Origin of the sequence: Streptomyces sp. NPDC048442 (assembly GCF_040651475.1) — a bacterium.
Taxonomy (GTDB): Bacteria; Actinomycetota; Actinomycetes; order Streptomycetales; family Streptomycetaceae; genus Streptomyces.
The window spans coordinates 163,536-186,911 of record NZ_JBEZKB010000015.1; the positions used below are offsets into that span (position 1 = coordinate 163,536).

The following is a 23,376-nucleotide window of genomic DNA, read 5'->3' on the forward strand; positions in this document are numbered from 1 at the left end:
CCGGAGCAGGGCGAGACTTGCTCGACGAGCCGAGGTGAGGAACCGAGATGACCGAAGGACCGGACCTGCGCACGTACGCGCACCGGGTCCCGTATGCCGATCCCGGATCGCCGGACCACCGCGGCCCGGCACGCTATCTGTGGTGGCTGGTCAAGATGCAGCGCAAGCGGGTCGTTCTCGGAGCCCTGTGGGGCAGTTCGTGGATGTGCGCGCTCATGCTGCCGCCGTACCTCATGTCCAGGGCGATCGACAGCGGTCTCAAGGCGGGAGACCGGGGGCAGTTGGTCCTCTGGGTCTCGGTCCTCCTCACGGTCGGTGCGGCCGTCGCGGTCCTCGGCATCCTGCGCCACCGCACCATGACCCTCATCCGGGTCGATGCGGCGTACCGCACGGTGCAGGTCGTCGTCCGGCACCTCACTCATCTCGGTGCGGCACTGCCCGGCAAGGTGTCGGCAGGTGAGCTGACCCATCTGCAGGCGGGAGACATCGGCCGGATCGCCCAGACCCTGACCATCACGGGGCCCGGTGTGGGCGCGGTCGTCGCCTACGCCGCGACCGCGGTGCTGCTGTTCCGCATCTCCGCCCTGCTGGCGCTCGTGGTCCTGCTGGGCGTCCCGCTGCTGGCGGTGACGATCGGCCCGCTGCTGGAGAGGCTGCACGGCGCCGAGGGGACCTACCGGGAGAAGCAGGGTGAGCTCACCGCCCAGGCGGTGGACGTGGTGACCGGGCTGAGCGTGCTCAACGGCATCGGCGGGAAGCCGATGTTCGCCCGCCGCTACCGGGAGCGGTCCCAGGCCCTCCTGGCCGACGGCTACCGCGTCGCCTCCCTCACCAGTTGGGTGCAGTCCCTCGGCGCCTGTCTGCCGCTGCTCTTCCTCGCCGTGGTCACCTGGATCGCCGCGCGGATGGCCGCCGACGGCACCATCACGGTCGGCGAACTGGTGGCCGTCTACGGGTACGTGGCCGCGCTCCTGGGGCCCGTGACGTTCTTGATCGAAGGTGCCGACGACCTTCCGCGAGGGCTCGTCTCAGCGCGCCGGGTGACCGACATCCTGGCGATGACGCCCGACGTCGAGGACGACGGAACGCCGGTGGCCGCGCCGGGCGGTCCCGCCGACCTGCACGATCCGGTCTCCGGCCTGGTTGTTCCGGCGGGCCGGACGACGGCGCTGGTGAGCGCCCGGTTCGACGAGGCGCGTGCGGTGATCGACCGGCTGGGCCGCTATACGGACTCCGATGCCACCTGGGGCGGTGTCCCGCTGGCCGGCCTGGAACTCGCCGAGGTGCGCCGCCGCATCCTCTGCGCCGACAACGACACGTACCTCTTCGGCGGTTCGGTCCGCGCCGCCGTCTCCGTACGGGAGTCGCATTCCGACGAGGACATCGAGCGGGCGGTACGGGCCGCGGTGGCGCAGGACATCATCGAGTCGCTGCCGGACGGGCTCGAATCCCGTCTGGACGACCGGGCCCTCAACGTGTCCGGTGGCCAGCGGCAGCGGCTGCGGCTCGTGCGGGCGCTGCTCGCCGACCCCGAAGTCCTCCTGCTCGTCGAGCCGACCTCGGCCCTGGACGCCCAGACCGAGGACACCGTCGCCTCGCGTGTCCACGCCGCCCGCGAGGGGCGCACCACCCTCGTCGTCAGTACGTCCCCGCTGCTTCTCGGCCGTGCGAGCCAGGTGTCGTACCTGGTGGGCGGCCGGGTCGTCGCGACGGGCACACACGGTGAACTGCTCGCGCGGCAGCCCCACTACAGGGCCCTGGTGTTCCGCGGCGCCGACGAGAGCGAACCGTCCGTCCGGGCGGCCGGTCCCCAGGAAGGAATCAGCCGATGAGCGGGTCGCAAGAGGTACTGCGGCTTCCGGTCGCCGACGGCCCGGCCGTGCGCCGGGCCAGTTGGGGGCTGCTCAGGGACGACGGTCCGGCCATGGTCAGGATCATCGCCCTGACCTGTCTGGCCTCGCTGGCGGGCCTCGCGGGCCCGTGGCTGCTCGGCAGGATCATCACCAGGGTCGAGCAGGGCCACCTCACGGCCTCCCAGGTCGACCGGCTGGCCCTGGCCACGGTCGCCTTCGCCGTGGCTCAGCTGATGCTGACGCGGTACGCCCGCTGTTCCTCGCACCGGTTCGGCGAGCGTGCGCTCGCCCGGCTGCGCGAGGAGGTCGTCGACCGGACCCTCGCCCTGCCGGCCCGGGTGGTGGAGCAGGTCGGCACCGGCGATCTGGTGACCCGCTCGTCCGTGGACGTCGCCACCGTGGCCTCGACGCTGCGGAACGCGGCGCCGGACGTGTTCCTCGCCATGGTGCAGGTGCTGTTCATCTTCGTCGCGGTCTTCGTGCTGCATCCGCTGCTGGGGCTGTGCGCGCTGGTGGGCCTGCCGTTCGTCTGGTGGGTCGGCCGCTGGTACCTCGCCAGGGCCAGGGACGCCTATCTCGCCGAGGGCGCGGCCGCGTCCGACGTCGCCGAGGCGCTGAACGCCACGGCGCAGGGTGCCCGCACCGTCGAGGCGTTCGGACTGCGCAGGAGCCGGGTGCTGCACACCGACAAGACCATCGACACGACGTACCGCGCGAGGCGTCGCACCCTGTTCCTGCGCACCGTGCTGTTCCCCGTCAGCGGTTTCTCGCACTCGCTGCCCATGGCGCTGGTCCTCCTGGTGGGAGGGTTCGCCTACCTCGACGGTGCGGTCGGCCTGGGTGTGGTGGTGGCGGGCAGCCTCTACATGTGGCAACTGGTCGACCCGCTGGACCGCGCGCTCACCTGGGTGGAGCAACTCCAGCTCAGTGGAGCGTCCTTCGCCCGGATCAAGGGCGTCGGCATGCTCACCGACGAGACCGTGCCCGATGCCCGGCAGCCCGCCGACGACCGCATCGAGGTGTCCGGGGTGCGGTACGCGTACTCCGGGACGCACGACGTGCTGGACGGCGTCGATCTGACGGTGCAGCCCGGTGAGCGGCTGGCGGTGGTCGGTGCTTCGGGCGCGGGCAAGTCCACCCTCGGCAGGCTGATGTCCGGTGTGGGGGCTCCGCGCACGGGGTCGATCGAGGTGGGCGGCGTCTCGGTCGCGGCCCTGGCCGCGGCGGGTGCGCTGGGCAACCGCATCATCCTGATCACGCAGGAGCACCACGTGTTCCTGGGGACCCTCCGGGAGAACCTCGCGATGGCGGCGCCGGACGCCACCGACGGCGCGATGCTCGCCGCGCTCGCCATGGTGGAGGCCGACTGGGCCCAGGAGCTCCAGGACGGGCTCGACACCCGTCTCGGTGCCGGTGGCGTTCGGCTCGACGCCGCCCAGGCCCAGCAACTCACCCTCGCGCGAGTGCAGTTGGCCGATCCCCACACACTGATACTCGACGAGGCGACCGCGCTGCTCGACCCCACGACGGCACGGCACGCCGAACGGGCGATGGCCGCCGTGCGCGCCGATCGCACGGTGATAGCCATCGCGCACCGGCTGCAGACCGCACACGACGCGGACCGGGTCGCCGTCATGGAGGACGGCCGCATCGTCGAGATCGGCACCCATGACGAACTGGTCGCCGCGGAGGGGCCGTACGCGGCTCTCTGGCGGTCCTGGAACGGGCGGGACCGCCAGTCGGCTTCGGCTCAGGCGTCCGGTGCGCCGGAAAGGATGTGTACGGGCCGGCCAGGCACGGCGGCGCGGGCTCCCCATTCACGCGGATATCCCAGGGACACCTCGTAATGAGGCACCCCGTCCTGCCGGATCAGTCGCGGAATGTGCAGATGCCCGTAGACCACGGCGGCGGCGCGGAATCTCACGGGCCAGTCCTCGGTTGCCTCGGTTCCGCACCACAGGGCGAATTCCGGATAGTGCAATACCCGAGTGGGTTCACGTACCAGCGGAAAATGATTGAGGAGAACGGTGGGCAAATGCTCCGGAACCGCGGCGAGGCGGGCCTCGGTTTCCGCCAGCCGCGACCGGCACCATGCCTCGCGGCTCGGATACGGGTCGGGGTGCAGCAGGTATTCGTCCGTGCAGATGACGCCGGCTTCGACGGCCTGCTCCAGTGCCTCTTCCTTCGTACTGAGCCCCGGCTGCCGGAAGGTGTAGTCGTACAGCAGGAACAGGGGGGCGATCACGACCGGGCCGTCCGCGCCGTTCCAGACCGGGTACGGGTCCTCGGGCGTGACGACTCCCAAACCCCGGCAGATTTCCACCAGATGCCGGTAGCGCGCTTCGCCCCGCAGGGAGACCGGGTCGCCGGGGCGGGTCCACAGTTCGTGGTTCCCGGGAACCCAGACCACCTTCGCGAAGCGGTCACCGAGGCGGCTCAGCGCCCACTCGACGTCCGCGAAGTCGTCACCGACGTCGCCCGCCAGCAGGAGCCAGTCGCCGTCCGTGCCGGGACGCAGACCTTCGACCATTTTCCTGTTGTCGGCATAGCGGACGTGCAGATCGCTGATGGCCAGAAGATTTCCCATACGGAACTGCTCTGCTCCCCCACGCCCGTCGCTCGCCGTTCACCGACACGGCCGAGCGCACCTTGGGCGTAGATCCTTGCCCGCGCTGTGAGATGAGTCAATGTCAGGAATGTCACGCTGAGTTGAGGTTCACGGGGGCCGAGGCGGGCGGTGTGTCCCGGGTCAGGCGGAGGTCCGCTTCCTGGCAGTCGCCTTCTTGGCCGGGGCCTTCTTCGTGGTGGACGCCGCCTTCTTGGCGGAAGCTGTTTTGGTGGTGGACGCCGATTTGGTGGTGGACGCTGTTTTCTTGGCGGTGGCCGTCTTCTTCGTTCCCGTGGCGGTGGCCGTCTTCTTGGCGGGTGCCGCCTTCTTGCGGGACTTGAGCTCGGTGACCTTGGCGGGGGCCTTCCCTGAGTCCCCGGAGTCCGTGGACTCGCCGCGGGAGCTCTTGGCCGCCCGGACGCTGTTCTCCAGGGCTGCCATCAGGTCGATGACCTGAGCATCACCGCCGGTCGACTCCGTCGCTGCCGGTGAAATGGCCCCGCCGCTCTCGGACTTGGCGGCGATCAGTTCCTCGACGGCCTCGCGGTAGTCGTCGTGGAGGGTGTCGAGGTCGACCTCGCCGAGTGTGTCCATCAGGGTGTCGGCCAGGTCGAGTTCGGCGTCGCGGACGGTGACGTTCCCTTCCGGGGCGATGCCTTCGGGCTGGCGGATCTCGTCCGGCCAGAGCAGACCGTGCATGGCGATCACGTCGTCGACCACCCGGAGCATGCCGAGGCGTTCGCGACCGCGCAGGGCGAATTTGGCGATGGCGACCTTGCGGCTGCGGGAGAGCGCTTCGCGCAGGAGGGTGTACGGCTTGGCGGCCGGGACTCCGTTGGCGGCGAGGTAGTACGCCTGGTCCATCTGGAGGGGGTCGATGGAGGCGATCGGGACGAACGCGACGATCTCGATGGTGCGGGCGGTGGGCAGCGGGAGCGCCGCCAGGTCGTCGTCCGTGATCGGGATGATCGAGCCGTCGGCGTCCTCGTACCCCTTGCCGATCTCGGCGGACTGGACCTCCTGCTCGTCCAGCTCGCACACCTTGCGGTAGCGGATCCGGCCGCCGTCGGCGGTGTGGATCTGGCGGAACGAGATGGCGTGGTTCTCGGTCGCGTTGAAGAGCTTGATGGGGATGCTGACCAGCCCGAAGGAGATGGCGCCGTTCCAGATCGACCTCATGCCTGTGATCCCTTTCGGTGGGATTCTTATGCTATGTCGCCCATGACGGAGGTGGAGGGTCGACGGCTGGCCCTCAGCAATCTGGAGAAGGTGCTCTACCCGGCCACCGGGACGACGAAGGGCGAGGTGCTGCATTACGTCGCCACGTCGGCCGGGGCGCTGCTGCCGCACGTGCACGACCGGCCGATGTCCTTCCTGCGCTTTCCGGACGGGGTGGAGGGCCAGAAGTTCTTCGCGAAGAACCCGCCGCCGGGGAAGCCCGCCTGGGTGAAGACGGTGGAGGTGCCGCGGTCGGAGGGGGTGACGGCGCGCCAGGTGCTGGTGTCAGACCTGTCGTCGTTGATCTGGGCCGCGAACCTGGTGGTGGAATTCCATGTTCCGCAGTGGCGGGCGGAGAGCCCGGGGGTGGCCGACCGGATGGTCTTCGACCTGGACCCCGGCGAGCCTGCGACGGTGGCGGAGTGCTGCGAGGTCGCGCTGTGGCTGCGGGAGCGGTTGGCGGCGGACGGGCTGGCGGCATGGGTGAAGACGTCGGGGTCGAAGGGGCTGCATGTGCTGGTGCCGGTGGAGCCGACGGCATCGGAGCAGGTCAGTGCGTATGCCAAGGCCCTCGCCAAGGAGGCGGAGGCGGAGCTTCCGGGGTTGGTGGTGCACCGGATGGCGCGGGCGTTGCGGAAGGGGCGGGTGTTTGTGGACTTCAGTCAGAACTCGGCCTCGAAGACCACGGCGGCGCCGTACACCCTTCGGGCGAGGAGCGAGCCGACCGTCTCGACGCCGGTGACGTGGGAGGAGGTCGAGGCGGGGAGGGCCGACGGCGGTTCGCTGGTCTTCCGGGTGACAGACATCGGTGCGCGGCTTGAGCGGTACGGGGACCTGCTGGGGCCACTGCTCAACCCGAACCGGGCGCGGGCGCTGCCGCGGGTGGCGGGTCGCGGGCGTAGCGCGGGGCCGGTAGTCAGGTACGTGAGCCCGTGACCGGGGTGACCGGGTGTTACGCCCGTAGCCAGGTGTGGCGGTCGCGGGCGGATGCGTACAGGGACTCGATGTCGGCCGGTTTGAGTACGCCGCCGAGGCGGGCCAGGGTCGTACCCGTTTCGCCGTCGCGCAGGAGCTGTACGTCGCCCGGGGGCGGGCCGCCTTCGATGCGGGTCGCCCCGACGACGGCGAGCACCGGGCGTACGGCCGCGGCGAGGGCGAGCGCGGCCCGTTCGGCGTCGTGGGCGGCGCGGCGCAGGTGCGGGGCGTTGGCGGGGGCGTCGAGGCGGAAGCGGCGGTTGCGGGCGGGGACGGTGTGCACGGTGAGGATGCCGGCGGGGCCGACCAGGAGATGGTCGAGGTGGGACCGGCCGGGCAGCGGCACGCAGTGCAGGATGCGCCAGCCGACGCCCTCCAGGCCGTCCAGCTCCTCGCCGATGCGCTGGAGGGCGGCGAGGGTCTCGCGGCGCGGGTCGGAGCGGAAGCGGCGGACGGGCGGGGCTTCGTCCAGGGCGGTGTGCAAGTGCTCGCCCGGCCGGTTGGGAGCCAGGTCGTCGTCCGGGTGGAGGGCGAGGCGCACCAGGTCGGCGGAGGTGGGGACGGGCGGCGGACCGACGGTGAGGGGGCCGGTGACGTACGGGGCGAGGGCGGTAAGGACCTCCTCGCGGCGCCCTTCCGCCAGCAGGCTGACGCGGCCGGTGTCCCGGTCGTACCAGGCAATGCTCCGGCCGGTGGCGAGACTCACGTACAGTCGCGCGCCTCCGTGGCCGAAGACCGGTGTGACTCGCAGTGGCTTCATCGTCCATCACCCCCTGCCATGGGAACAGGCGAAGGGCCTCCTGGGCAACAACTGAACGTATACGGGTGGGAGTTGTCCGGGAGGAGATGTGGTGGGAACCCGTCGGGGGCGCCGGACGTTGCATCAGTACGGCCGGGGCTGTACCGGCCACGGGGGCGGGCGCGGGGCCCGCACCTGGGAAACGGGGGGCGCGCAATGATCATTTTCGGCACCAAGGGATATGTGTACCAGCTGGCGATGCTGATGCTGCTGTGCGGGCAGTGCGGCAATCCCGCGGCGCACACGCTGCGCAAGCGGGTCACGAAATTCACCCTGTTCTTCGTCCCGCTGTTCCCGGTCTCGTCGAAGTACGTCACACAGTGCACGTTCTGCGGGGCCGAGCGGCGGGTGGAGCCGGCGGAGGCGGAGCGACTCCAGGCACAGGGTGGGAACCCGGCGTACGGACAGGGGCCGGGTCCGGGACAGGGGCAGGGTCCGGGGCCCGGGGGGATAGGCCAGCAGCAGAATCCGTATCAACAGGGGTTCTGACCTGCGGTGCTGCTTGCCGTCGGGCGGCCGTTACACGAACGATGAACCTCCGCAATAGCGGACATTTAGGATTCATCACATGAGTACGACGACCAAGTCCGGCTCGACGACCGGGCCCAGCAAGCAGCAGCCCCGCACGGCCAGGTTCGTGGCCGCGTCCGCACTCACCCTCGCGCTCGGCGGTGGACTCGTCGCCTGCGGAGGCGGTTCCTCCACCGCACTGGCGCCGGAGGTGAACGTCAAGAACGTCGCGGCCCAGCCTGCCGACCCGGGGCGGCCACAGGGCCGGACCGGCGCCGGGACCCCCCTCAAGGCGTCGAAGCCGACCGGGCTGACCATCCCCTCGGCGGGCGTGCGGACCCACAGCATGCTCGACCTGGGCCTGGACAGGAACCAGGAGCTGGAGGTTCCGTCGGTCGCCGACGCGGAGAAGCCCGGCTGGTACACCGGCGCGGTCACTCCCGGCGAGAATGGCGCCTCGATCCTGGTCGCGCACTACGACACCGCCAGGGGTCCGGCCCTGCTGCGCAACGTCGCCAAGATGAAGGTCGGCGATGCGATCGAGGTGGGCCGGGCGGACGGCAGCACCGCCAAGTTCAAGATCCGCGAGGTTCAACAAGTGGACAAAAAGGACTTCCCTACGAATAAGGTCTATGGCAAGACCGAGCGTCCGGAGCTGCGCCTCATTACTTGCGGGGGCCCGATCCGCGACGGCCACCGTTCTGACAACATCATCTTCTTCGCCGACCTCGTGAAGTAGGGGTGGGCAGGGAGGGGAGTACTTGTTCCTCCGCCGACCCGATCGACGCGATCGGCCCGATGGCCGCGACCGGCCCGAGGGGCGCGGGGCCCCGGTCCGAGGACCGGTGGCGTTCCCCGGCCTGCCCCGCGCGCTGCCGGCCCGGACGGCCTGCGCCGCTGTGCTCGTGGCCGTGGTGTGCGGCGCGGTTTCGGGCTGCGGTCAGGCGGGCGAGCTGAAGAGCTCGGGGCCCGTGCGCACGGCCGTCGGGCCGGTGCGGCTGTGGCCGACGCTGCCGCCGGCGAAGGCTCCGGCCGAGGACTTCGGGATGGCCGAGACGGAGACCGCCAAGGGCATCAAGGTGCGGGACGGCGATGTGCACAAGGTCGATCCGGTCGCGGTGGTGCGGGCCGAGGTGGCCGCGCACCCGGACACGTACAGTGGATCCAGCGGGCTCTACGCGGAGACGGTGGCCAAGCTCAGCACCTGTGGCGAGAAGCGCGGGGAGTGCCCGGTGCTGCCGCCGTACTACCGCGATCTGACGGGCGACGGACGTGACGAGCTGATCCTCGGCATCACCATGCCGGAGGGCCAGCTGGCGATCCGCGCCTACCTCGCCGAGAAGGGCGGGCTGACCCGGATCATGGGCACGTCGGAGGCTGTGCTCAGCGTGGCATTCGCGGGCCGGGACCTGGTGCTGCGGGTGCCGTCCGGGATCACGGGCTACGAGTACCGGACCTCCTGGACCTGGGACGCGCGCCAGCACGCGATGCTGCCCACCCAGGACCAGATCGTGCACACACCGGGAGGCCCGCACCCCCAGCGCACCGGGCCGGGTACGGGGCCGGGCACAGGACCAGGCACGGGCCCCGGGACCGGCACGGGAGCAGGCCGCGGTACGGGCGCGGGCACCGGCACCGGCACCGGCACCGGCACGGGCACGGGCACGGGCACGGGCACAGGCCGCGGCACGGGAGCGGGAACGGGCCGCGGTTCGGGCGCGGGCCTGACCCCGGAAGCAGGAACAGGCTTGGACTTTGACTTGGGCCTGGGCTCCCACAAGGGCTCGGTGTCCGGCACCGGCTCTGGCCCTGGATCCGTCGCGGTATCCGGCACCGGAACCAGCGCCGGCTTGGGCTTGAGCTTGGGCTCGCGATCCGGCTCGGGCTCAACCACCAGCACCGGCGCCGGCTCGGGACCCGGCTCAACCACCAGCACCGCCACCGGCTCGGGACCCGGCACCGGCACCACCACCGACCGCACCCAAGCCACACCCCTCGCCCCCACCCGGCGCTCCCCGTGAAGCGCCTCCGTTTGCGGTTTCCCGCCTGGACCGCCTCGCTCACCTGGAAGGCCCTCGCCTTCCTCACCGTGATGTGCTGCGCCCTCGCCTTCTTCCTCGGTGCCCTGGTCCACGTGTCAGTGACCCACCAGACCGTCGGGCAGGCCCGCGAGAAGGCTCTGGAGAAGCTGGACCGGGCCGTCGAGGCGTACGAGGCGGGTGACGCCCTGCCGCCCGGCGCCGGGCTCGATCTCCCCGGGCTGCCCGACTCCCTGCAGGCCCTCGCCCGGGACGGCCAACAGGGCACCGTCGTGGAGAACGACCTGACGGGCCACCCCCGTATGTGGGCCGCCCGCCCCGCCGACGGCCGCGCCCTGGGCGTCGCGCTGGACTACGGCCCCAGCGCGGAAACCATCACCGGGCTCGACCGGGCCATCCTCGGTTCCTCCGTCCTGGCCATCGGCGCCACCCTGCTGGTCGGCGCCTTCGCCGTCACCCGCGTCACCCGCCGCCTGCACCAGACCGCCCGGGTCGCCCGCCGGATCGGCGCGGGCGACCTCGACGCCCGGGTGAACGACCCCCGCAACCGGGACCCCGGCCGCCACCAGGACGAGGTGTCCACCGTCTCCGGCGCCCTCGACACCATGGCCTCCACCCTCCAGGGCAAGCTGCTCAGCGAGCAGCGCTTCACCGCCGACGTCGCCCACGAGCTGCGCACCCCGCTGACCGGGCTGACCGCCGCTGCCGGGCTGCTGCCGCCGGGCCGGCCGTCCGAGATGGTGCAGGAGCGGGTGGACGCGATGCGGCGGCTGACCGAGGACCTGCTGGAGATCTCCCGGCTGGACTCGGGCACCGAGCAGGTCGAGCTGGACGTCCACCAGCTGGGCCCGCTGGCCGAGCGTGCCGGGCGCGGGGCGGGTGCGCCCACCGAGGTACGGGTCGTCAGGAGCGTCGGCGTGGAGACCGACCGGCGCCGTCTCGAACGGGTGCTGGGCAATCTCGTCGCCAACGCGCACAAGCACGGCCGGGCCCCGGTGGTACTGACCGTCGACGGTCAGACCCTCACGGTGCGTGACCAAGGTTCCGGTTTTCCCGCCTACCTGGTGGAGCACGGGCCGCAGCGGTTCCGCACCGAGGCGGGCGGCAGCAACGGCGGGCACGGCCTGGGTCTGACCATCGCGGCGGGCCAGGCGGAGGTGATCGGGGCCCGGCTGACGTTCACGAACGCGCCGGACGGCGGGGCGGTCGCCACGCTCGTACTGCCGGAATCCCCCGAGCTGGACAACTCACCAAAACGCAACACAAAGTGACGCATTGCGATCATTAAGTGACGATTTTAGGGTGAGCGGGCGAGTTGAGGGCCGCATTCCGCAACGGGACGCGGCCACTCCCTCCCCAGGAGGCAGCATGCTCACCCCCAAGAAGCCCGAGAAGCCCGAGAAGCTCAAGAAGCCCATGAAGTGCGCCCTGTACGTCGCCGCAGGGGCGCTGACCGCAACCCTCGCGACCACCCCCGCCCTGGCCGAACAGCGTCCCGCCGCCGACCAGTGGCCCGCCGCCGAGCAGCGTCCCGCCGCCGGCCAGCAGCCCGCCGCCCAGCACCCCCGGCACACCGAGGGCCGCGTCACCGCAAGGAGCGGCCTCAAGCTCCGCGACAAGCCCACCCGCAGCAGCCGCCTCATCCGTATCGAGCCCTACGGTGCGACGGTCCACATCTTCTGCAAGACCACCGGCGACCACGTCGAGGGCAACGATCACTGGTATCTGCTCACGGACGGCACCTGGGCCTGGGGATCCGCCCAGTACATCGTGGTGAGGGACGGGCACAGCCCCCGCTGGTGCTAGGTGCACCGGGGGGCGTCGGTGAGGTGCGGCGCCGTCGTGGCTGGTCGCGCAGTTCGCCGCGCCCCCATGGGTGCCCCCTGGTGACATATGCCGACATTCAGCACAAACGCTTGCTACGTTGCCGAGCATGACGGACACGCCGACGGGCAAACCGACGGGCAGGCTCACGGACGCGCCCCCACCCGATCTCCGCCTCCCCAAGCGTCGCGGCGTAGAGCTCTCGCTCCTCGTCGGCGCCGTCCTCATCGCCGTGCTCGGCTACTGCGCCACCGGCTTCGGCAAGACCGGCACCGCACCACCCGACGCCCTGAGCTACGGGGCGGGCCTCGGCGTCCTCGCACTCCTCGCCCACTTCGCGGTCCGCTTCCGCGCACCGTACGCCGATCCGCTCCTGCTCCCGATCGCCGTCCTCCTCAACGGCATCGGACTGGTCCTGATCTACCGCCTGGACCTCGAAACCCCCGCCGACCAGGCCGCGTTCACCCAGCTGACCTGGTCCACACTCGGTGTCGGCCTCTTCATCGCGGTGGTCGTGCTGCTCCGCGACCACCGGGTGCTCCAGCGGTACGCGTACCTCTCGTGCGCCGCCGCCCTCGTCCTGATGGCCGTCCCGATCTTCTTCCCGGCGATCAACGGGGCCAAGATCTGGATCCGGGTCGGCGGACTCTCCTTCCAGCCGGGCGAGTTCGCGAAGATCCTGCTCGCCGTGTTCTTCGCCGCGTACCTGGCCGCCAACCGCAACGCCCTCGCGTACACCGGCCGCACCCTCTTCTTCAAACGCCTCCAGCTCCCCACCGGCCGGGTGCTCGGCCCGATCGTCGCGATCTGGCTGCTGAGCGTCGGCGTCCTGGTCCTGGAACGGGACCTGGGCACCTCCCTCCTCTTCTTCGGTCTCTTCGTGATCATGCTGTACGTGGCGACCGGGCGGACCGGCTGGATCGCGGTGGGACTGCTGCTCGCCGCGGTCGGGGCGTACGCCGTCGGCTCGATCGAACCGCATGTGCACAGCCGGGTCACCGACTGGCTGAACCCCTTCGCCTCCATCGAGGCGGGCCAGGGTCCCGGCCAACTCGCCCAGTCCCTCTTCGCGTTCGCGGCGGGCGGCATGCTCGGCACCGGCCTGGGCCTCGGCCACTCCATCCTCATCGGGTTCGCCGCCAAGTCCGACTTCATCCTGGCGACGGCGGGCGAGGAGCTCGGCCTGTCCGGGCTCACCGCGCTCTTCCTGCTGTACGCGCTGCTGGTCGCCCGCGGCTACCGGGCGGGCCTCTCGCTGCGCGACCCGTTCGGCCGGCTGCTCGCCATCGGCCTCGCGTCGATCGTCGCGCTGCAGGTGTTCGTGATCGCGGGCGGTGTGATGGGGCTGATCCCGCTGACCGGCATGGCGATGCCGTTCCTGGCGCAGGGCGGCTCGTCCGTCGTCACCAACTGGATCATCGTGGCGCTGCTGATCCGGGTCAGCGACTCGGCCCGCAGCCCACGGCCGACCACCGCCGACACGGGGCAGATCGCGGCGGTGACGGTCACCGGCCTGGCCGAACTCGAATTCGTACAGGCAAGGCTGGAGGAGAAGAAGCCGTGATCCGCTACATCCGCCGGGCCGCCGCCTGCTGTCTGATCCTGCTGGTCGCCCTCCTCCTGAACGCCGCCCGCGTCCAGGTCTTCCAGGCCGACTCCCTCGACGACAACCCGGCCAACCGCCGCAAGAACATCGCCCGTTACGACCAGGCGCGCGGGAACATCCTCGTCGACGGGAAGCCGGTCACCGGCTCCAAGGACACCGGCGAGCAGCTCCGCTGGGAACGCACGTACACCCAGGGCCCGTTGTACGCACCGGTCACCGGTTACGCCTCGCAGACGTACGGCACCGCCTTCGTCGAGGCCGCCGAGGACGACGTCCTCTCCGGCACCGACCCGATGCTCGCCCCGTTCCCCTTCTGGGGGGAGATCACCCGCAAGCGGCAGCCCGGCGGACAGGTGGCCACCACGATCCGGGCGGCGGCCCAGCAGGCGGCGTACCGGGGTCTCGGTGGGCGGCGCGGCGCGGTCGCGGCGATCGAGCCGGCGACCGGGCGGATCCTCGCGCTGGTCAGCAGCCCTTCGTACGATCCGGGGCGGCTGTCGGGTACGGGGGCGTCGGTCGCCGACACCTGGTCGGGCCTCAATTCCGCGACCGGCCGGCCGATGCTGAACCGGGCGATCCGGCAGACGTACCCACCCGGCTCCACCTTCAAGATCGTGACGGCTGCGGCGGCGCTGGACGCGGGGGTGGTGACGGACGTCGACGCGCCGACGAACACTCCCGACCCGTACGTCCTTCCCGGCACGCGCACCTCGCTGCCCAACGAGGCGAGCGGCTGCGAGAACGCGTCGCTGGCGGAGGCGATCCGGGTGTCGTGCAACACGGTGATGGCCCACCTCGGGGTGAAGGTCGGGCTGGCCGGGATGCTGGACACGGCCGGGCGGTTCGGCTTCAACGACACGGGGATCCGAATCCCGTCGCCGGTGTCGGCGAGCAACTTCGACAAGAAGATGAGCGACGACCAGCTGGCGCTGTCGTCGATCGGCCAGTTCGACACGAGGGCGACGCCGCTGCAGATGGCCATGGTCGCGTCGGCGGTGGCGAACGGGGGCGACCTCAACAGGCCGCGCCTGGTGGAGAGTACGGCGACGGACGCGGGCAGCGTCGTCTCGCAGACGGCCACCCGTTCCTACCAGCAGGCGATGAATCCGGCGACGGCGATGCGGCTCCAGAAGATGATGGTCGACGTCGTCGAGAACGGCACGGGCGGCAATGCGGCGATCCCGGGCGTGACGGTCGGCGGCAAGACGGGCACGGCGCAGCACGGGGTGGGCAACGCCGGTATCCCGTACGCCTGGTTCATCTCCTGGGCGCAGAAGCCGGACGCCGGACAGGCCGGGGTGGCGGTCGCGGTGGTGGTCGAGGACTCGCAGGCGCGCCGCGGGGACATCACGGGCGGCGGCCTCGCGGCGCCGATCGCGAGGTCGGTGATGGAAGCGGTGCTGGGAGACTGATCGGCCCGATCACCGATCACCTGATCCACAGGGAGGTTCCAGGTGGACGTGAAGCAGTCTCTGAGCCGGATCGCGGAGCTCGATCCGCAGCTGTGCGCTTTCCTGGAGGTGTGGCAGGACGCGGCGCCGGCAGCCGCCGACCCCGAACTCCCGCTGCACGGGCTTCCGTTCGCGGTCAAAGGGCCTTCGGGGATACGTTCCTACGCCGCGCGGCGGCTGATCGCGGCGGGTGCGGTCCCGGTGGGCTCCACGGCGGTGCCCGGCCCGGGAACGTACTGGCAGACCTGGGGTCTGGGCGCACGCGGCCGCACCCTCAACCCGTACCGCGCCGACCGCACTCCCGGCGGCTCGTCCGCCGGGTCGGCGGTGGCCGTCGCCGCGGGGATGGTGCCGCTGGCCACCGGGAGCGACGGGGCGGGGTCGGTACGGATCCCGGCGGCCTGGTGCGGGGTGTTCGGCCTGCGGACGACCCGGGGCCTGCTGCCGTCGCCGGACCGTACGGGACTTGCGACGGCCGGGGTGCTCGGCAGGTCGGCGGCGGAGCTGGAGGTGTACCTGGGGTGCGTGGTGGACGGGTACGCACCCGTGGCGGAGCTGCCGAGGAGCGCGGTGTGGTCCGCCGACCAGGGTTTCGCGGCGGGCCCCGACCTCGACCCGGAGGTGGTGGCGGTGGCGCGGCGCGCGGCGGAACGGATCCTGACACTGGAGGAACCGCCGGAGGGCTTCGCGCTCCTTGACCCGAAGGAGGAGTGGTTCGCGATCCGGGCGGGGGCGCGGCCGGGAGCGGTGGCGGCGGAGAACACCGCCCGACTCCAACAACTCTTCACTCACACACGGCTGTTGGCGTCCCCGACCACTCCCTTCCCGCCGCACGGGCACGACGGGCCGGCCGGACGCTTCTCCACGGCCCTGACGTGGGCGTTCAATGTGAGCGGACATCCGGCGGTGAGCATTCCGGCGGGCTTCACGGCGGACGGCTGCCCGGTCGGGCTTCAACTCGTCTCGGAATTCGGATCGGAAGCACTGCTCGCGCGGGCGGCGGCTAGCGTGCCGCCATGGCCGATACCTCGTTCGAACTCGCGCAAGTGAACATATCCAGGCTCAAATTCCCGCTGGACTCACCGGAGTTGAAGGACTTCGTGGACGCGCTGGAACCGGTGAACGCGGTTGCCGACGCGGCGGACGGATTCGTCTGGCGCCTCCAGACGGACGGCGGTGACGCCACCGAGCTGCGGGTCTTCGGCGACGACTGGCTCATCATCAACCTGACGGTGTGGCGTGACGTCGACTCACTGAAGGCATTCATGTACGCCGGCCGCCACCGGGAGCTGCTGAAGCGGCGCAACGAGTGGTTCGAGCGGATTACGGAAGCGATGACCGCTCTGTGGTGGGTACCGGCGGGGCACCGCCCGAGCGCGCCGGAGGCGGAGAAGCGGCTCGTACACCTGCGTGAACACGGGGCTACGGAGCGGGCGTTCACGCTCCGGGCGGAGTTCCCGGCTCGGTAGGGCGGACATCAGCGGTCAGCGGCGCCGGTCGACGGCCGTCAGGTCAATGTCGACCGGGAACGGGACGGACAGCTTGAGCCGGTCGTGGAAGATTCCGGCCGCTCCGTAGGCGTGGGTCGCGGGGTCGAGTTCGTAGACGTAGACGACGGGGAGGCCGTGGTTCTCCTCGACGCGCCAGAAGTGGGGGATGCCGGCGGCGGCGTACTTGCGGGGCTTGGTCTCGCGGTCGCGTTCGGTGGATTCCTCGGAGACGATCTCGACGGCCAGCAGGAGGTGTTCCGGGGCGTACCAGGTCTGCGACGGCCCGGTGAAGCCCTCTTCCCGCACCAGCATGAGATCGGGCTCAGGCCGGTCACGCTTGGCGAGCTTGGTGGTCATTTCGCGTACGACGCGCCACTCCTCCGGAACCTGGCTCCACAGGGCGTTCTCCAGCACGCGCAGAGTAACCATGTGGAAGTAGGTCTGCGGACTCATGAAGACGAGGCTCCCGTCGATCAGCTCCGTGTGCGGAGGAAGATTCGGAAGCCGGTCCAGATCGTCAGCCGTCCACCCGCCGACAGGCGGACGGGCCCACTCGTAGCTCTCGTCCAGCCCGTACTCGCGTGCGGCGCTCATGATTGCTCCCATGGGGCGGAGTCCTCCTGACACTGAAAGCCTACCCAGAGTGATTGCCGATCCGCCCCTCGTACGAGTGGCCGACGCGTCCGCATTGACGAGGCTCCTCACCCCAGCCCCTCCCTCCTCTCCAGCCACTCCCCCGGCATCCCGCCCACGCCCACCCGCGCCCCCACGATTCCGCCCGTGATCGCGCAGGTCGTGTCCACGTCGCCGAAGCCCTCCGCCGTGGCCCAGAGGGCGTCCTCCAGGTCGTCCGGGTGGCGGGCGGCTGCCCACACCGCGAAGGGGACCGTGTCGTCGGCGCGGACGCGGGAGCCGTTGCCGAGGAGGTCGGCGGCTTCTCGGGGCGGGGCGGTGAGGGGCAGGGCGGCGGCCTTCAGCAAGCCGTCCCGTACGGGCCCCGGCGGGGTGCGGTCCGCGACCGCCGGGAGCGAGAGTTCGCCCCGTACCGAAAGAGCCGCAGCGATCGCGACGGCCACCGCGCCCGCGATTCCCTGTGGGTGCGCATGCGTGACTGCGGCCGACAACTCGGCTTGTGCGGCGGTCAGTTCGAGATCGTACGAGAACCAGGCGCCGAGCGGCGCCACCCGCATCGCCGCACCGTTGCCGAGGCTGCCGCCGCCTTCGAAGAGGGCGGGGGCGAGGGTGCGCCAGTCGGTGGGGCGGGCGAGGAGTTCGGGGAGGAGCAGGTGCATGCCGTGGCCGTAGCCGCGGCCCTGGTCGGCGTCGAAGGCGCGCGCGAAGCAGGTGGCGAGGCGGTCCTGGTCGATGCGGCCGTGCTCGGTTTCGGTGAGGACGCGGTGCAGGGAGAGGGCCATCGCCGTGTCGTCGGTCCAGGGCCAGAGCGGGCCGGCCGGGAGGCGACGGGCGCGTACATCCTCGTACGCGTCGTCGGGTACGAGGCCCTCGCGGAAGCGGAACAGCGGGAACCAGCGCTCCCCGAAGGCGTCCCCCAGGGCCAGCGCTTCGAGGCTGTGGCGGGCGGCGCGGCGGTTCGCGGCGGGCGCGGGCGGGATGCGGTCGGTGTCGGCCATGGTCACCATCGTGCCCGGAGTGCGAAAGGGCGTACATCCATTATGGGCCGGGGAACGGGCGGATTCCGTCGTCCGCGCGAATGATCTTCAACTCCCGCTCCCCGCCCTACCGTTGACGCCATGAGCAGCACACCACTCCACGTCCACGACCACGGCGGCGAAGGCCCCGCCCTCCTCCTCCTGCACGGCGCCGGCCGCTCGCACGCCGACTGGGACGCCGTCGTACCGTTCCTCCTCCCCCACCACCGGGTCCTCGCGGCCGATCTGCCGGGGCACGGCGGTTCGGCCGCCCCTCCCGCCGGCGGCTGGTCCTTCGAGTCGGCCGCCACCGCGATCGAGACCGCGCTCCGCGACCACGGCGCCCCGGACGCGGCCCTCGTCGGACACTCCCTCGGCGGCATGACCGCCGCCTTCTGCGCCGCGACCCGCCCCGGCACCCCCGCCGCCGTCAACCTGGACGGCTTCTGGTGGGGCACGCCCGGACGCTACGAAGCCGACGCACGCGTACGCGAGACCGTCCGCGCGGCGGCGGGTGCCGTCATGCCCGCCGAGTACATCGCCCAACAGGCCGCATACGCAGGGAAGTTCGGGATTCCGTACGGGAGGGCCGAGCGCGCCGCCCGCGCCGCCGCGCGCGAACTCCCCGACGGGCGGTGGCAGACGCTGCCCGAGCGGGACATCTCGCTCGCGATGTACGACGAGATGGACGCGCTCGATCTCTTCGCCCTGTTCAGGAAGGTGGAGTGTCCACTGCTGCTCGTCCGGGCGGGGCGGGAGCAGCCGCCCGGTCCGCCCGGGATGGAGTGGTTCGACGCTTTTCTGAGCGAGTACGGGGCAGGGCTGACGGACGACCTCGCCGCCCTGCGCGCGTACCGCCCGGAGACCGTCACCGTCGAGCGCATCGACGCCACGCACGCCCTGCTCCTGGAGGAGCCGGAGGCGGTCGCCGCCCTGGTGAGGGGCTTCGTCACGCGGCCTGGCCCACAGGGGAGCTAGGCAGCCCCGCCCGCGGCCCGACCGTCAGTCGCACCCGCCACCCCTTCACCGTCCTCCGCTGCCTCCGCTCCCTCCGCAATCGCGTCCCGTACCTCCTCCACCCGTACCCGCTCCTCCACCGCGAAGCGTTCCCGGTCGAGTTGTTCGGCGATTTCTTCGTCCTGGGTCATCAGGAGGTCGAGGTTGGAGTTGCCGAGTTCGAAGACGCCCATGTCGACGTACGCCTTCTGGAGGCGTTCGCCCCACAGGCCGATGTCCTTCACGCACGGCACGATGCGGCTGAAGAGCAACTTCCTGAAGAGGTGCAGGAATTCGCTCTGCTCGGTCAGTTCGTGGGCCTCCTGCTTGGGGACGCCGAAGTTCTCCAGGACCTCGACGCCGCGCAGGCGGTCGCGCATCAGGTAGCAGCCCTCGATGACGAACTCCTCGCGTTCCTTCAGCTCGGCGTCGGAGAGCTGCTGGTAGTAGTCGCGCAGGGCCATGCGGCCGAAGGCGACGTGGCGGGCCTCGTCCTGCATGACGTACGCGAGGATCTGCTTGGGCAGCGGCTTGTTGGTGGTGTCGCGGATCATGCCGAACGCGGCGAGGGCGAGGCCTTCGATGAGGACCTGCATGCCGAGGTAGGGCATGTCCCAGCGGGAGTCGCGGAGTGTGTCGCCGAGCAGCCCCTGGAGGCTGTCGTTGACGGGGTAGAGCATGCCGATCTTCTCGTGCAGGAAGCGGGAGTAGATCTCGGCGTGCCGGGCCTCGTCCATGGTCTGGGTCGCGGAGTAGAACTTCGCGTCCAGGTCGGGGACCGACTCGACGATCCGGGCCGCGCACACCATCGCCCCCTGCTCGCCGTGCAGGAACTGGCTGAACTGCCAGGCCGTGTAGTGCCTGCGCAGATCACCCTTGTCCTTGTCCGTCATGCGGTCCCAGTAGCGGGTGCCGTAGAGGTTCAGGGCCTCGTCGGGGGTGCCGAGGGGGTCCTGCGGGTCGACTTCGAGCGACCAGTCGATGCGGGTGGCGCCGTCCCACTGCTTGTCCTTGCCCTTCTGGTAGAGGGCGAGGAGGCGCGCGCGGCCTGCGTCGTAGTCCCAGCTGAAGCGGGCGGCGCCGGTGGCCGGGACCTGCCAGACCGGCTCGGACGGGCTTTTCGTGTAGAGCTCGTGCGTCGACATCCGCGACCCCTTCGCATCCCCAACAGCCTTGTTCGTACAGATAGTTGGCAGGCTCACACGTGGGTAGACGCACGGTCAACAAGCCGGACACAGGCCGCACAGGGGCCTGTCAAGAAGTGCCGCGCAGGGGATTGACGGCCTTGCTGACAGGGAGTCTCATAAGAGGTGACCCCCGGTAACCCCAATCACGAGGTGCTCCGACGATGACGACCGCGCCGAGCAGGACAGCAGAGCCGACCGAGACCGACTTCACCGCCCTTCGTGACGCCCTCGGAATGCTCAAGGACCGGGAGCAGGTCGCCAAGCGGCTGTTGGAGTCCTCGGCGAAGCACTCCTTCGACCCGGACAGGGAACTCGACTGGAACGCCCCTGCCGACGAGGGCAAGTGGTACTGGCCGCCGGAGCTGGTGTCCCTCTACGACACCCCGCTCTGGAAGAAGATGTCCGAGGACCGGCGGATGGAGCTGGCCAGGCACGAGGCCGCGGCCATCGCCTCGCTCGGCATCTGGTTCGAGATCATCCTGATGCAGCTGCTGGTCCGCCACATCTACGACAAGTCCGTGACCAGCAATCACGTCCGTTACGCACTCACCGAGATCGCGGACGAGTGCCGGCACTCGATGATGTTCGCGAAGATGATCCAGAAGAGCGGGACACCGAGCTACCCGGTCCCCCGCGTCTACCACAACCTCGCCCGCGTCCTGAAGACCGTTTCGACGACGCCTGGCTCCTTCGCCGCCACCCTCCTCGGCGAGGAGATCCTCGACTGGATGCAGCGCCTGACCTTCCCGGACGAGCGCATCCAGACCCTCGTACGCGGCGTGACGCGCATCCACGTCATCGAGGAGGCCCGCCATGTCCGTTACGCACGCGAGGAGTTGCGCCGCCAGATGGTGACGGCGCCTCGCTGGGAGCAGGAGTTCACCCGGCTGAGCTGCGGGGAGGCGGCCCGCGTCTTCTCCACCTGCTTCATCAACCCGAAGGTGTACGAGAACGTCGGCCTGGACCGCCGCGAGGCGATCGCCCAGGTGAAGGCGAGCGGACACCGGACGGAGGTCATGCAGAACGGGGCGCGGCGCCTGACGGACTTCCTCGACGACATCGGGGTGTTGCGGGGGGCCGGGCGCAAGCTGTGGGTCAGCTCGGGACTGCTGGCGCGCTGAGGTTCCTCCCGGGGGCGGGTGACTCGCGGGGGCGGTGACGTGTGATGCTCCGCCCCCGCACGAGCCCTGGACGTTTCCTCGGTTGGCCCTGGACCTCCCCGCACGAGCCCTGGACGTCCCCGGGTGTCCTCTGGGACCGTCGGTGTGCGCCCCCGCGTGGCGGGGAAAATCAGAGGGACGGTGAGGTCCGTGTCGGGGATCTGGATCGTGGGGCTCGCGGCGGCGGCACTCCTGGTGGCCTTGATCGCCATCGTCGAGAAGGCCAGGAAGAGGTCCGCGCGCAGTCCCGGCGGGTCCGCGCCGAGCGCGGTGCACCAGGGCAGTGCCACGAGCTGGGTCGCGGGCGGCGCGGTGGCGGGCAGCACCGCCTGGTGGCCCGGCCAGAGCCAGGCGCACGACAACGACTCGCCGTGCGACAACCACTCATCCTCGTACGGTGGATGTGGCGGATGCAGTGGATGTGGCGGGTGCGGTGGCTGCGGCGGGTGAGCCCGGGGCCGGCACTCCCCTCGTGCCCGCCCCGGTGGAGATCCCGCTCTCCCCCACCCCACCCCACCCCACCCCACCCCACCCCACTCCACCCCACCCCTCAGCGCAGCGCGCTCAGCCGCTGCCAGTCGGCCCACGGCAGGTTCCACAGGCCGAAACCGTTGTTCAGTGCGACGACGCCCTTGGTGTCCTTGCCGGTGATCTCGAACGGGTCGCCCGGCCGTACCTGGTCGTAGAACCAGGCCGCGTCGGCGCTGCTCATCCCTATGCAGCCCGAACTCTGGTTGGCGTTGCCGAAGTAGCGGGCGTTCCAGGGGGCGGCGTGCGCGTACATGCCCGACCAGGTGAGCCGCATCGAGTGGTCGACCATCTTGTCGTAGGCGTTGCCGAGGCCGACCGTCTCGGAGTTCATGTTGATGGTGCCTTCCTTCGCCATGAGCACGGCGGTCCCGCGCCAGGAGCGCCGGTCCCCACCGGGCGTGCCGCCGGAGACCGGGATGCGCCGGACCGTCCTGCCGTCACGCTGGAGCGTGAGGTGGTGGCTGTCCAGGTCCACCTTGACGATCTGCTGCGCGCCGATGGTGAAGGTGGACGTGTAGTCGCGTACGAACCAGCCACCGGCGCCCGAGTCGGTGCCGTTCAGCTCGGCGTTCACGGTGACCTTGGTGCCGGGTTTCCAGTACGCCTTGGGCCGCCAGTCCACCCGGTCATTGCCCGACCAGTCGCGCATCCAGCCCCAGGAACCCTCGGTGGGGTTCGAGGTGGTGATCTTCAGCTGCTTCTCGACCTCGGAGCGGTTCTTGACCGGGCGGTCGAAGACGAGCGAGACCGGCTGGGCCACGCCGACGGTGGTGCCGGTGCCGGGGCGCCAGTCGACCTTGTTGACCTTGGCGGCGGGGGCGGTGGTGAAGGAGGTCCGGCTCGTGGCGGCGGTGCCGCCCTGCGTCCGGGTCTCCGCCGAGACCGTGTACGCCGTGCCGGGTACGGCATTGCGCGCGGAGGTCCAGGTGCGGCCGTCGGCGGCGGCCTTCCCGGCGAGCGCGCGGCCCTTGGCGTCGGTGACGGTCACCGAGGTGAGACGTCCGCCCGTCGCGGTGACCTTCACCGGCTCCCCTGTCACGGCCTGCCGGCCCGTGGGGGTGACCTGCACGGTGACGGGGCGGTCGTTGTTCTTCGCTGCCGTGCCGGCGGCGTTCGTGGTGGCCGGCACGGGGTTCGCCGAACAGGCGGCCGTGAGCGGTACGAGCAGGGCCGCGGCGACGGCGGTACGTATCGAGGGACGGACGCGGACGCGTGTGCGGTGCAACAGGACCTCCGTGGCGGAAGCGGAAAGGGCGGCAAGAGCGGGAAGGAGCCTCAGAGGAGGCAGGGCCGGCAAGGAAGGCGCCGGCGGCCGGTGTTGCGACTGTAGGACCGGAGAAGCCCAGGTCAGCGGCTGCGGAGCGAGATGACGGCGACTGGTGAGAAACGGTCATGCTCCGGTCACATTCGTCGCGCGGGACGGTCACGGGCGGCTGTGAGCATCTCGTCCGACCCCGCGAACAGTCCGGGGAGAAGGAGA

22 protein-coding genes are annotated in these 23,376 nt (G+C 70.8%); 15 read left to right on the plus strand and 7 right to left on the minus strand.

Translation table 11 applies throughout. The features are described 5' to 3' along the window. Positions 1 to 47: 47 nt before the first annotated feature. On the plus strand, positions 48 to 1,832 hold the full coding sequence (locus AB0D18_RS23005; RefSeq protein ID WP_362421486.1) for an ABC transporter ATP-binding protein: 1,785 nt from the start codon (positions 48 to 50) through the stop codon (positions 1,830 to 1,832). Beyond that, on the plus strand, positions 1,829 to 3,700 hold the full coding sequence (locus AB0D18_RS23010) for an ABC transporter ATP-binding protein (RefSeq protein ID WP_362421488.1): 1,872 nt from the start codon (positions 1,829 to 1,831) through the stop codon (positions 3,698 to 3,700). Before AB0D18_RS23005 ends, AB0D18_RS23010 begins: the two co-directional genes overlap by 4 nt. Here AB0D18_RS23010 and AB0D18_RS23015 read toward each other — a convergent pair. After that, entirely contained in the window at positions 3,604 to 4,440 is an 837-nt protein-coding gene (locus AB0D18_RS23015) for a metallophosphoesterase (RefSeq protein WP_362421491.1), read from the minus strand. The genes AB0D18_RS23010 and AB0D18_RS23015 overlap by 97 nt on opposite strands. A 162-nt stretch (positions 4,441 to 4,602) precedes the next feature. Continuing rightward, positions 4,603 to 5,640: a Ku protein gene (locus AB0D18_RS23020; RefSeq protein WP_362421493.1), complete on the minus strand. Its 1,038-nt coding sequence runs from the start codon at positions 5,638 to 5,640 to the stop codon at positions 4,603 to 4,605. A 33-nt stretch (positions 5,641 to 5,673) separates the two neighbouring features. On the opposite strand from AB0D18_RS23020, the gene ligD reads away from it, so the two are divergent. Next, positions 5,674 to 6,615, plus strand: a complete 942-nt coding sequence (gene ligD / locus AB0D18_RS23025; protein ID WP_362421496.1) for a non-homologous end-joining DNA ligase — start codon at positions 5,674 to 5,676, stop codon at positions 6,613 to 6,615. 16 nt (positions 6,616 to 6,631) lie between these two features. On the opposite strand, the gene AB0D18_RS23030 is transcribed toward ligD, so the two are convergent. After that, positions 6,632 to 7,360 (minus strand): nuclease-related domain-containing protein, encoded by a 729-nt coding sequence (locus AB0D18_RS23030; RefSeq protein WP_362421499.1) that lies wholly within the window; start codon positions 7,358 to 7,360, stop codon positions 6,632 to 6,634. Positions 7,361 to 7,609: 249 nt separating this feature from the next. Between AB0D18_RS23030 and AB0D18_RS23035 the strand changes: the two genes are divergently transcribed. The 9 genes from AB0D18_RS23035 (at position 7,610) to AB0D18_RS23075 (ending at position 16,352) form a co-directional block, all read left to right on the plus strand. Next, the gene (locus AB0D18_RS23035; protein ID WP_362421502.1) at positions 7,610 to 7,942 is read left to right on the plus strand and encodes a zinc-ribbon domain-containing protein; all 333 of its coding nucleotides are present in this window, start codon (positions 7,610 to 7,612) and stop codon (positions 7,940 to 7,942) included. A 79-nt stretch (positions 7,943 to 8,021) separates the two neighbouring features. After that, entirely contained in the window at positions 8,022 to 8,702 is a 681-nt protein-coding gene (locus AB0D18_RS23040; protein WP_362421505.1) for a class F sortase, read from the plus strand. Between the two features lie 106 nt (positions 8,703 to 8,808). Beyond that, positions 8,809 to 9,984 carry a hypothetical protein gene (locus AB0D18_RS23045; RefSeq protein WP_362421508.1) on the plus strand — a complete coding sequence of 392 codons (1,176 nt, stop codon included), beginning with the start codon at positions 8,809 to 8,811 and terminating at the stop codon, positions 9,982 to 9,984. Continuing rightward, the gene (locus AB0D18_RS23050; RefSeq protein ID WP_362421511.1) at positions 9,981 to 11,273 is read left to right on the plus strand and encodes a HAMP domain-containing sensor histidine kinase; all 1,293 of its coding nucleotides are present in this window, start codon (positions 9,981 to 9,983) and stop codon (positions 11,271 to 11,273) included. Before AB0D18_RS23045 ends, AB0D18_RS23050 begins: the two co-directional genes overlap by 4 nt. Positions 11,274 to 11,370: 97 nt before the next feature. Continuing rightward, positions 11,371 to 11,808 (plus strand): SH3 domain-containing protein, encoded by a 438-nt coding sequence (locus AB0D18_RS23055; protein WP_362421514.1) that lies wholly within the window; start codon positions 11,371 to 11,373, stop codon positions 11,806 to 11,808. A gap of 127 nt (positions 11,809 to 11,935) precedes the next feature. Beyond that, complete coding sequence (locus AB0D18_RS23060; protein WP_362421517.1) at positions 11,936 to 13,390, plus strand: FtsW/RodA/SpoVE family cell cycle protein; 1,455 nt, start codon at positions 11,936 to 11,938, stop codon at positions 13,388 to 13,390. Beyond that, positions 13,387 to 14,844 (plus strand): penicillin-binding transpeptidase domain-containing protein, encoded by a 1,458-nt coding sequence (locus AB0D18_RS23065; protein ID WP_362421520.1) that lies wholly within the window; start codon positions 13,387 to 13,389, stop codon positions 14,842 to 14,844. Before AB0D18_RS23060 ends, AB0D18_RS23065 begins: the two co-directional genes overlap by 4 nt. A gap of 48 nt (positions 14,845 to 14,892) precedes the next feature. Then, a complete protein-coding gene (locus AB0D18_RS23070) occupies positions 14,893 to 15,933 on the plus strand; it encodes an amidase (protein ID WP_362421523.1) in 1,041 nt (346 codons plus the stop codon). Continuing rightward, entirely contained in the window at positions 15,900 to 16,352 is a 453-nt protein-coding gene (locus tag AB0D18_RS23075; RefSeq protein WP_362421525.1) for a DUF3291 domain-containing protein, read from the plus strand. Before AB0D18_RS23070 ends, AB0D18_RS23075 begins: the two co-directional genes overlap by 34 nt. A 15-nt stretch (positions 16,353 to 16,367) precedes the next feature. Here AB0D18_RS23075 and AB0D18_RS23080 read toward each other — a convergent pair whose 3' ends face one another. Both AB0D18_RS23080 and AB0D18_RS23085 read right to left on the minus strand, forming a co-directional pair. Then, a complete protein-coding gene (locus AB0D18_RS23080; RefSeq protein WP_362421528.1) occupies positions 16,368 to 16,967 on the minus strand; it encodes a Uma2 family endonuclease in 600 nt (199 codons plus the stop codon). Between the two features lie 107 nt (positions 16,968 to 17,074). Continuing rightward, positions 17,075 to 18,004, minus strand: coding sequence for an ADP-ribosylglycohydrolase family protein (locus AB0D18_RS23085; protein WP_362421530.1), 930 nt, complete (start codon positions 18,002 to 18,004; stop codon positions 17,075 to 17,077). A gap of 120 nt (positions 18,005 to 18,124) precedes the next feature. Here AB0D18_RS23085 and AB0D18_RS23090 point away from each other — a divergent pair, with 120 nt between their 5' ends. Continuing rightward, a complete protein-coding gene (locus tag AB0D18_RS23090) occupies positions 18,125 to 19,000 on the plus strand; it encodes an alpha/beta hydrolase (RefSeq protein WP_362421533.1) in 876 nt (291 codons plus the stop codon). Here the strand turns inward: AB0D18_RS23090 and AB0D18_RS23095 are convergent. Continuing rightward, positions 18,997 to 20,163, minus strand: coding sequence for a ferritin-like domain-containing protein (locus tag AB0D18_RS23095; RefSeq protein WP_362421536.1), 1,167 nt, complete (start codon positions 20,161 to 20,163; stop codon positions 18,997 to 18,999). The two genes, AB0D18_RS23090 and AB0D18_RS23095, sit on opposite strands and share 4 nt — an antisense overlap. Positions 20,164 to 20,366: 203 nt before the next feature. Between AB0D18_RS23095 and AB0D18_RS23100 the strand changes: the two genes are divergently transcribed. Both AB0D18_RS23100 and AB0D18_RS23105 read left to right on the plus strand, forming a co-directional pair. Then, positions 20,367 to 21,326 carry a diiron oxygenase gene (locus AB0D18_RS23100; RefSeq protein WP_362421538.1) on the plus strand — a complete coding sequence of 320 codons (960 nt, stop codon included), beginning with the start codon at positions 20,367 to 20,369 and terminating at the stop codon, positions 21,324 to 21,326. Positions 21,327 to 21,515: 189 nt separating this feature from the next. Next, on the plus strand, positions 21,516 to 21,815 hold the full coding sequence (locus tag AB0D18_RS23105; protein WP_362421541.1) for a hypothetical protein: 300 nt from the start codon (positions 21,516 to 21,518) through the stop codon (positions 21,813 to 21,815). A gap of 100 nt (positions 21,816 to 21,915) precedes the next feature. Here AB0D18_RS23105 and AB0D18_RS23110 read toward each other — a convergent pair whose 3' ends face one another. Beyond that, positions 21,916 to 23,121 (minus strand): Ig-like domain-containing protein, encoded by a 1,206-nt coding sequence (locus tag AB0D18_RS23110; RefSeq protein WP_362421544.1) that lies wholly within the window; start codon positions 23,119 to 23,121, stop codon positions 21,916 to 21,918. Positions 23,122 to 23,376 lie beyond the last annotated feature (255 nt).

Bases quoted from the DNA above. Each gene is read 5' to 3' on its own strand.
- AB0D18_RS23100 (WP_362421538.1), top strand. From the start codon at position 20,367: ATGACGACCGCGCCGAGCAGGACAGCAGAGCCGACCGAGACCGACTTC.
- AB0D18_RS23020 (WP_362421493.1), bottom strand. From the start codon at position 5,640: ATGAGGTCGATCTGGAACGGCGCCATCTCCTTCGGGCTGGTCAGCATC.
- AB0D18_RS23055 (WP_362421514.1), top strand. From the start codon at position 11,371: ATGCTCACCCCCAAGAAGCCCGAGAAGCCCGAGAAGCTCAAGAAGCCC.
- AB0D18_RS23040 (WP_362421505.1), top strand. From the start codon at position 8,022: ATGAGTACGACGACCAAGTCCGGCTCGACGACCGGGCCCAGCAAGCAG.
- AB0D18_RS23075 (WP_362421525.1), top strand. From the start codon at position 15,900: ATGGCCGATACCTCGTTCGAACTCGCGCAAGTGAACATATCCAGGCTC.
- AB0D18_RS23090 (WP_362421533.1), top strand. From the start codon at position 18,125: ATGAGCAGCACACCACTCCACGTCCACGACCACGGCGGCGAAGGCCCC.
- AB0D18_RS23080 (WP_362421528.1), bottom strand. From the start codon at position 16,967: ATGAGCGCCGCACGCGAGTACGGGCTGGACGAGAGCTACGAGTGGGCC.
- AB0D18_RS23005 (WP_362421486.1), top strand. From the start codon at position 48: ATGACCGAAGGACCGGACCTGCGCACGTACGCGCACCGGGTCCCGTAT.
- ligD (WP_362421496.1), top strand. From the start codon at position 5,674: ATGTCGCCCATGACGGAGGTGGAGGGTCGACGGCTGGCCCTCAGCAAT.
- AB0D18_RS23095 (WP_362421536.1), bottom strand. From the start codon at position 20,163: ATGTCGACGCACGAGCTCTACACGAAAAGCCCGTCCGAGCCGGTCTGG.
- AB0D18_RS23035 (WP_362421502.1), top strand. From the start codon at position 7,610: ATGATCATTTTCGGCACCAAGGGATATGTGTACCAGCTGGCGATGCTG.
- AB0D18_RS23060 (WP_362421517.1), top strand. From the start codon at position 11,936: ATGACGGACACGCCGACGGGCAAACCGACGGGCAGGCTCACGGACGCG.
- AB0D18_RS23015 (WP_362421491.1), bottom strand. From the start codon at position 4,440: ATGGGAAATCTTCTGGCCATCAGCGATCTGCACGTCCGCTATGCCGAC.
- AB0D18_RS23085 (WP_362421530.1), bottom strand. From the start codon at position 18,004: ATGGCCGACACCGACCGCATCCCGCCCGCGCCCGCCGCGAACCGCCGC.
- AB0D18_RS23010 (WP_362421488.1), top strand. From the start codon at position 1,829: ATGAGCGGGTCGCAAGAGGTACTGCGGCTTCCGGTCGCCGACGGCCCG.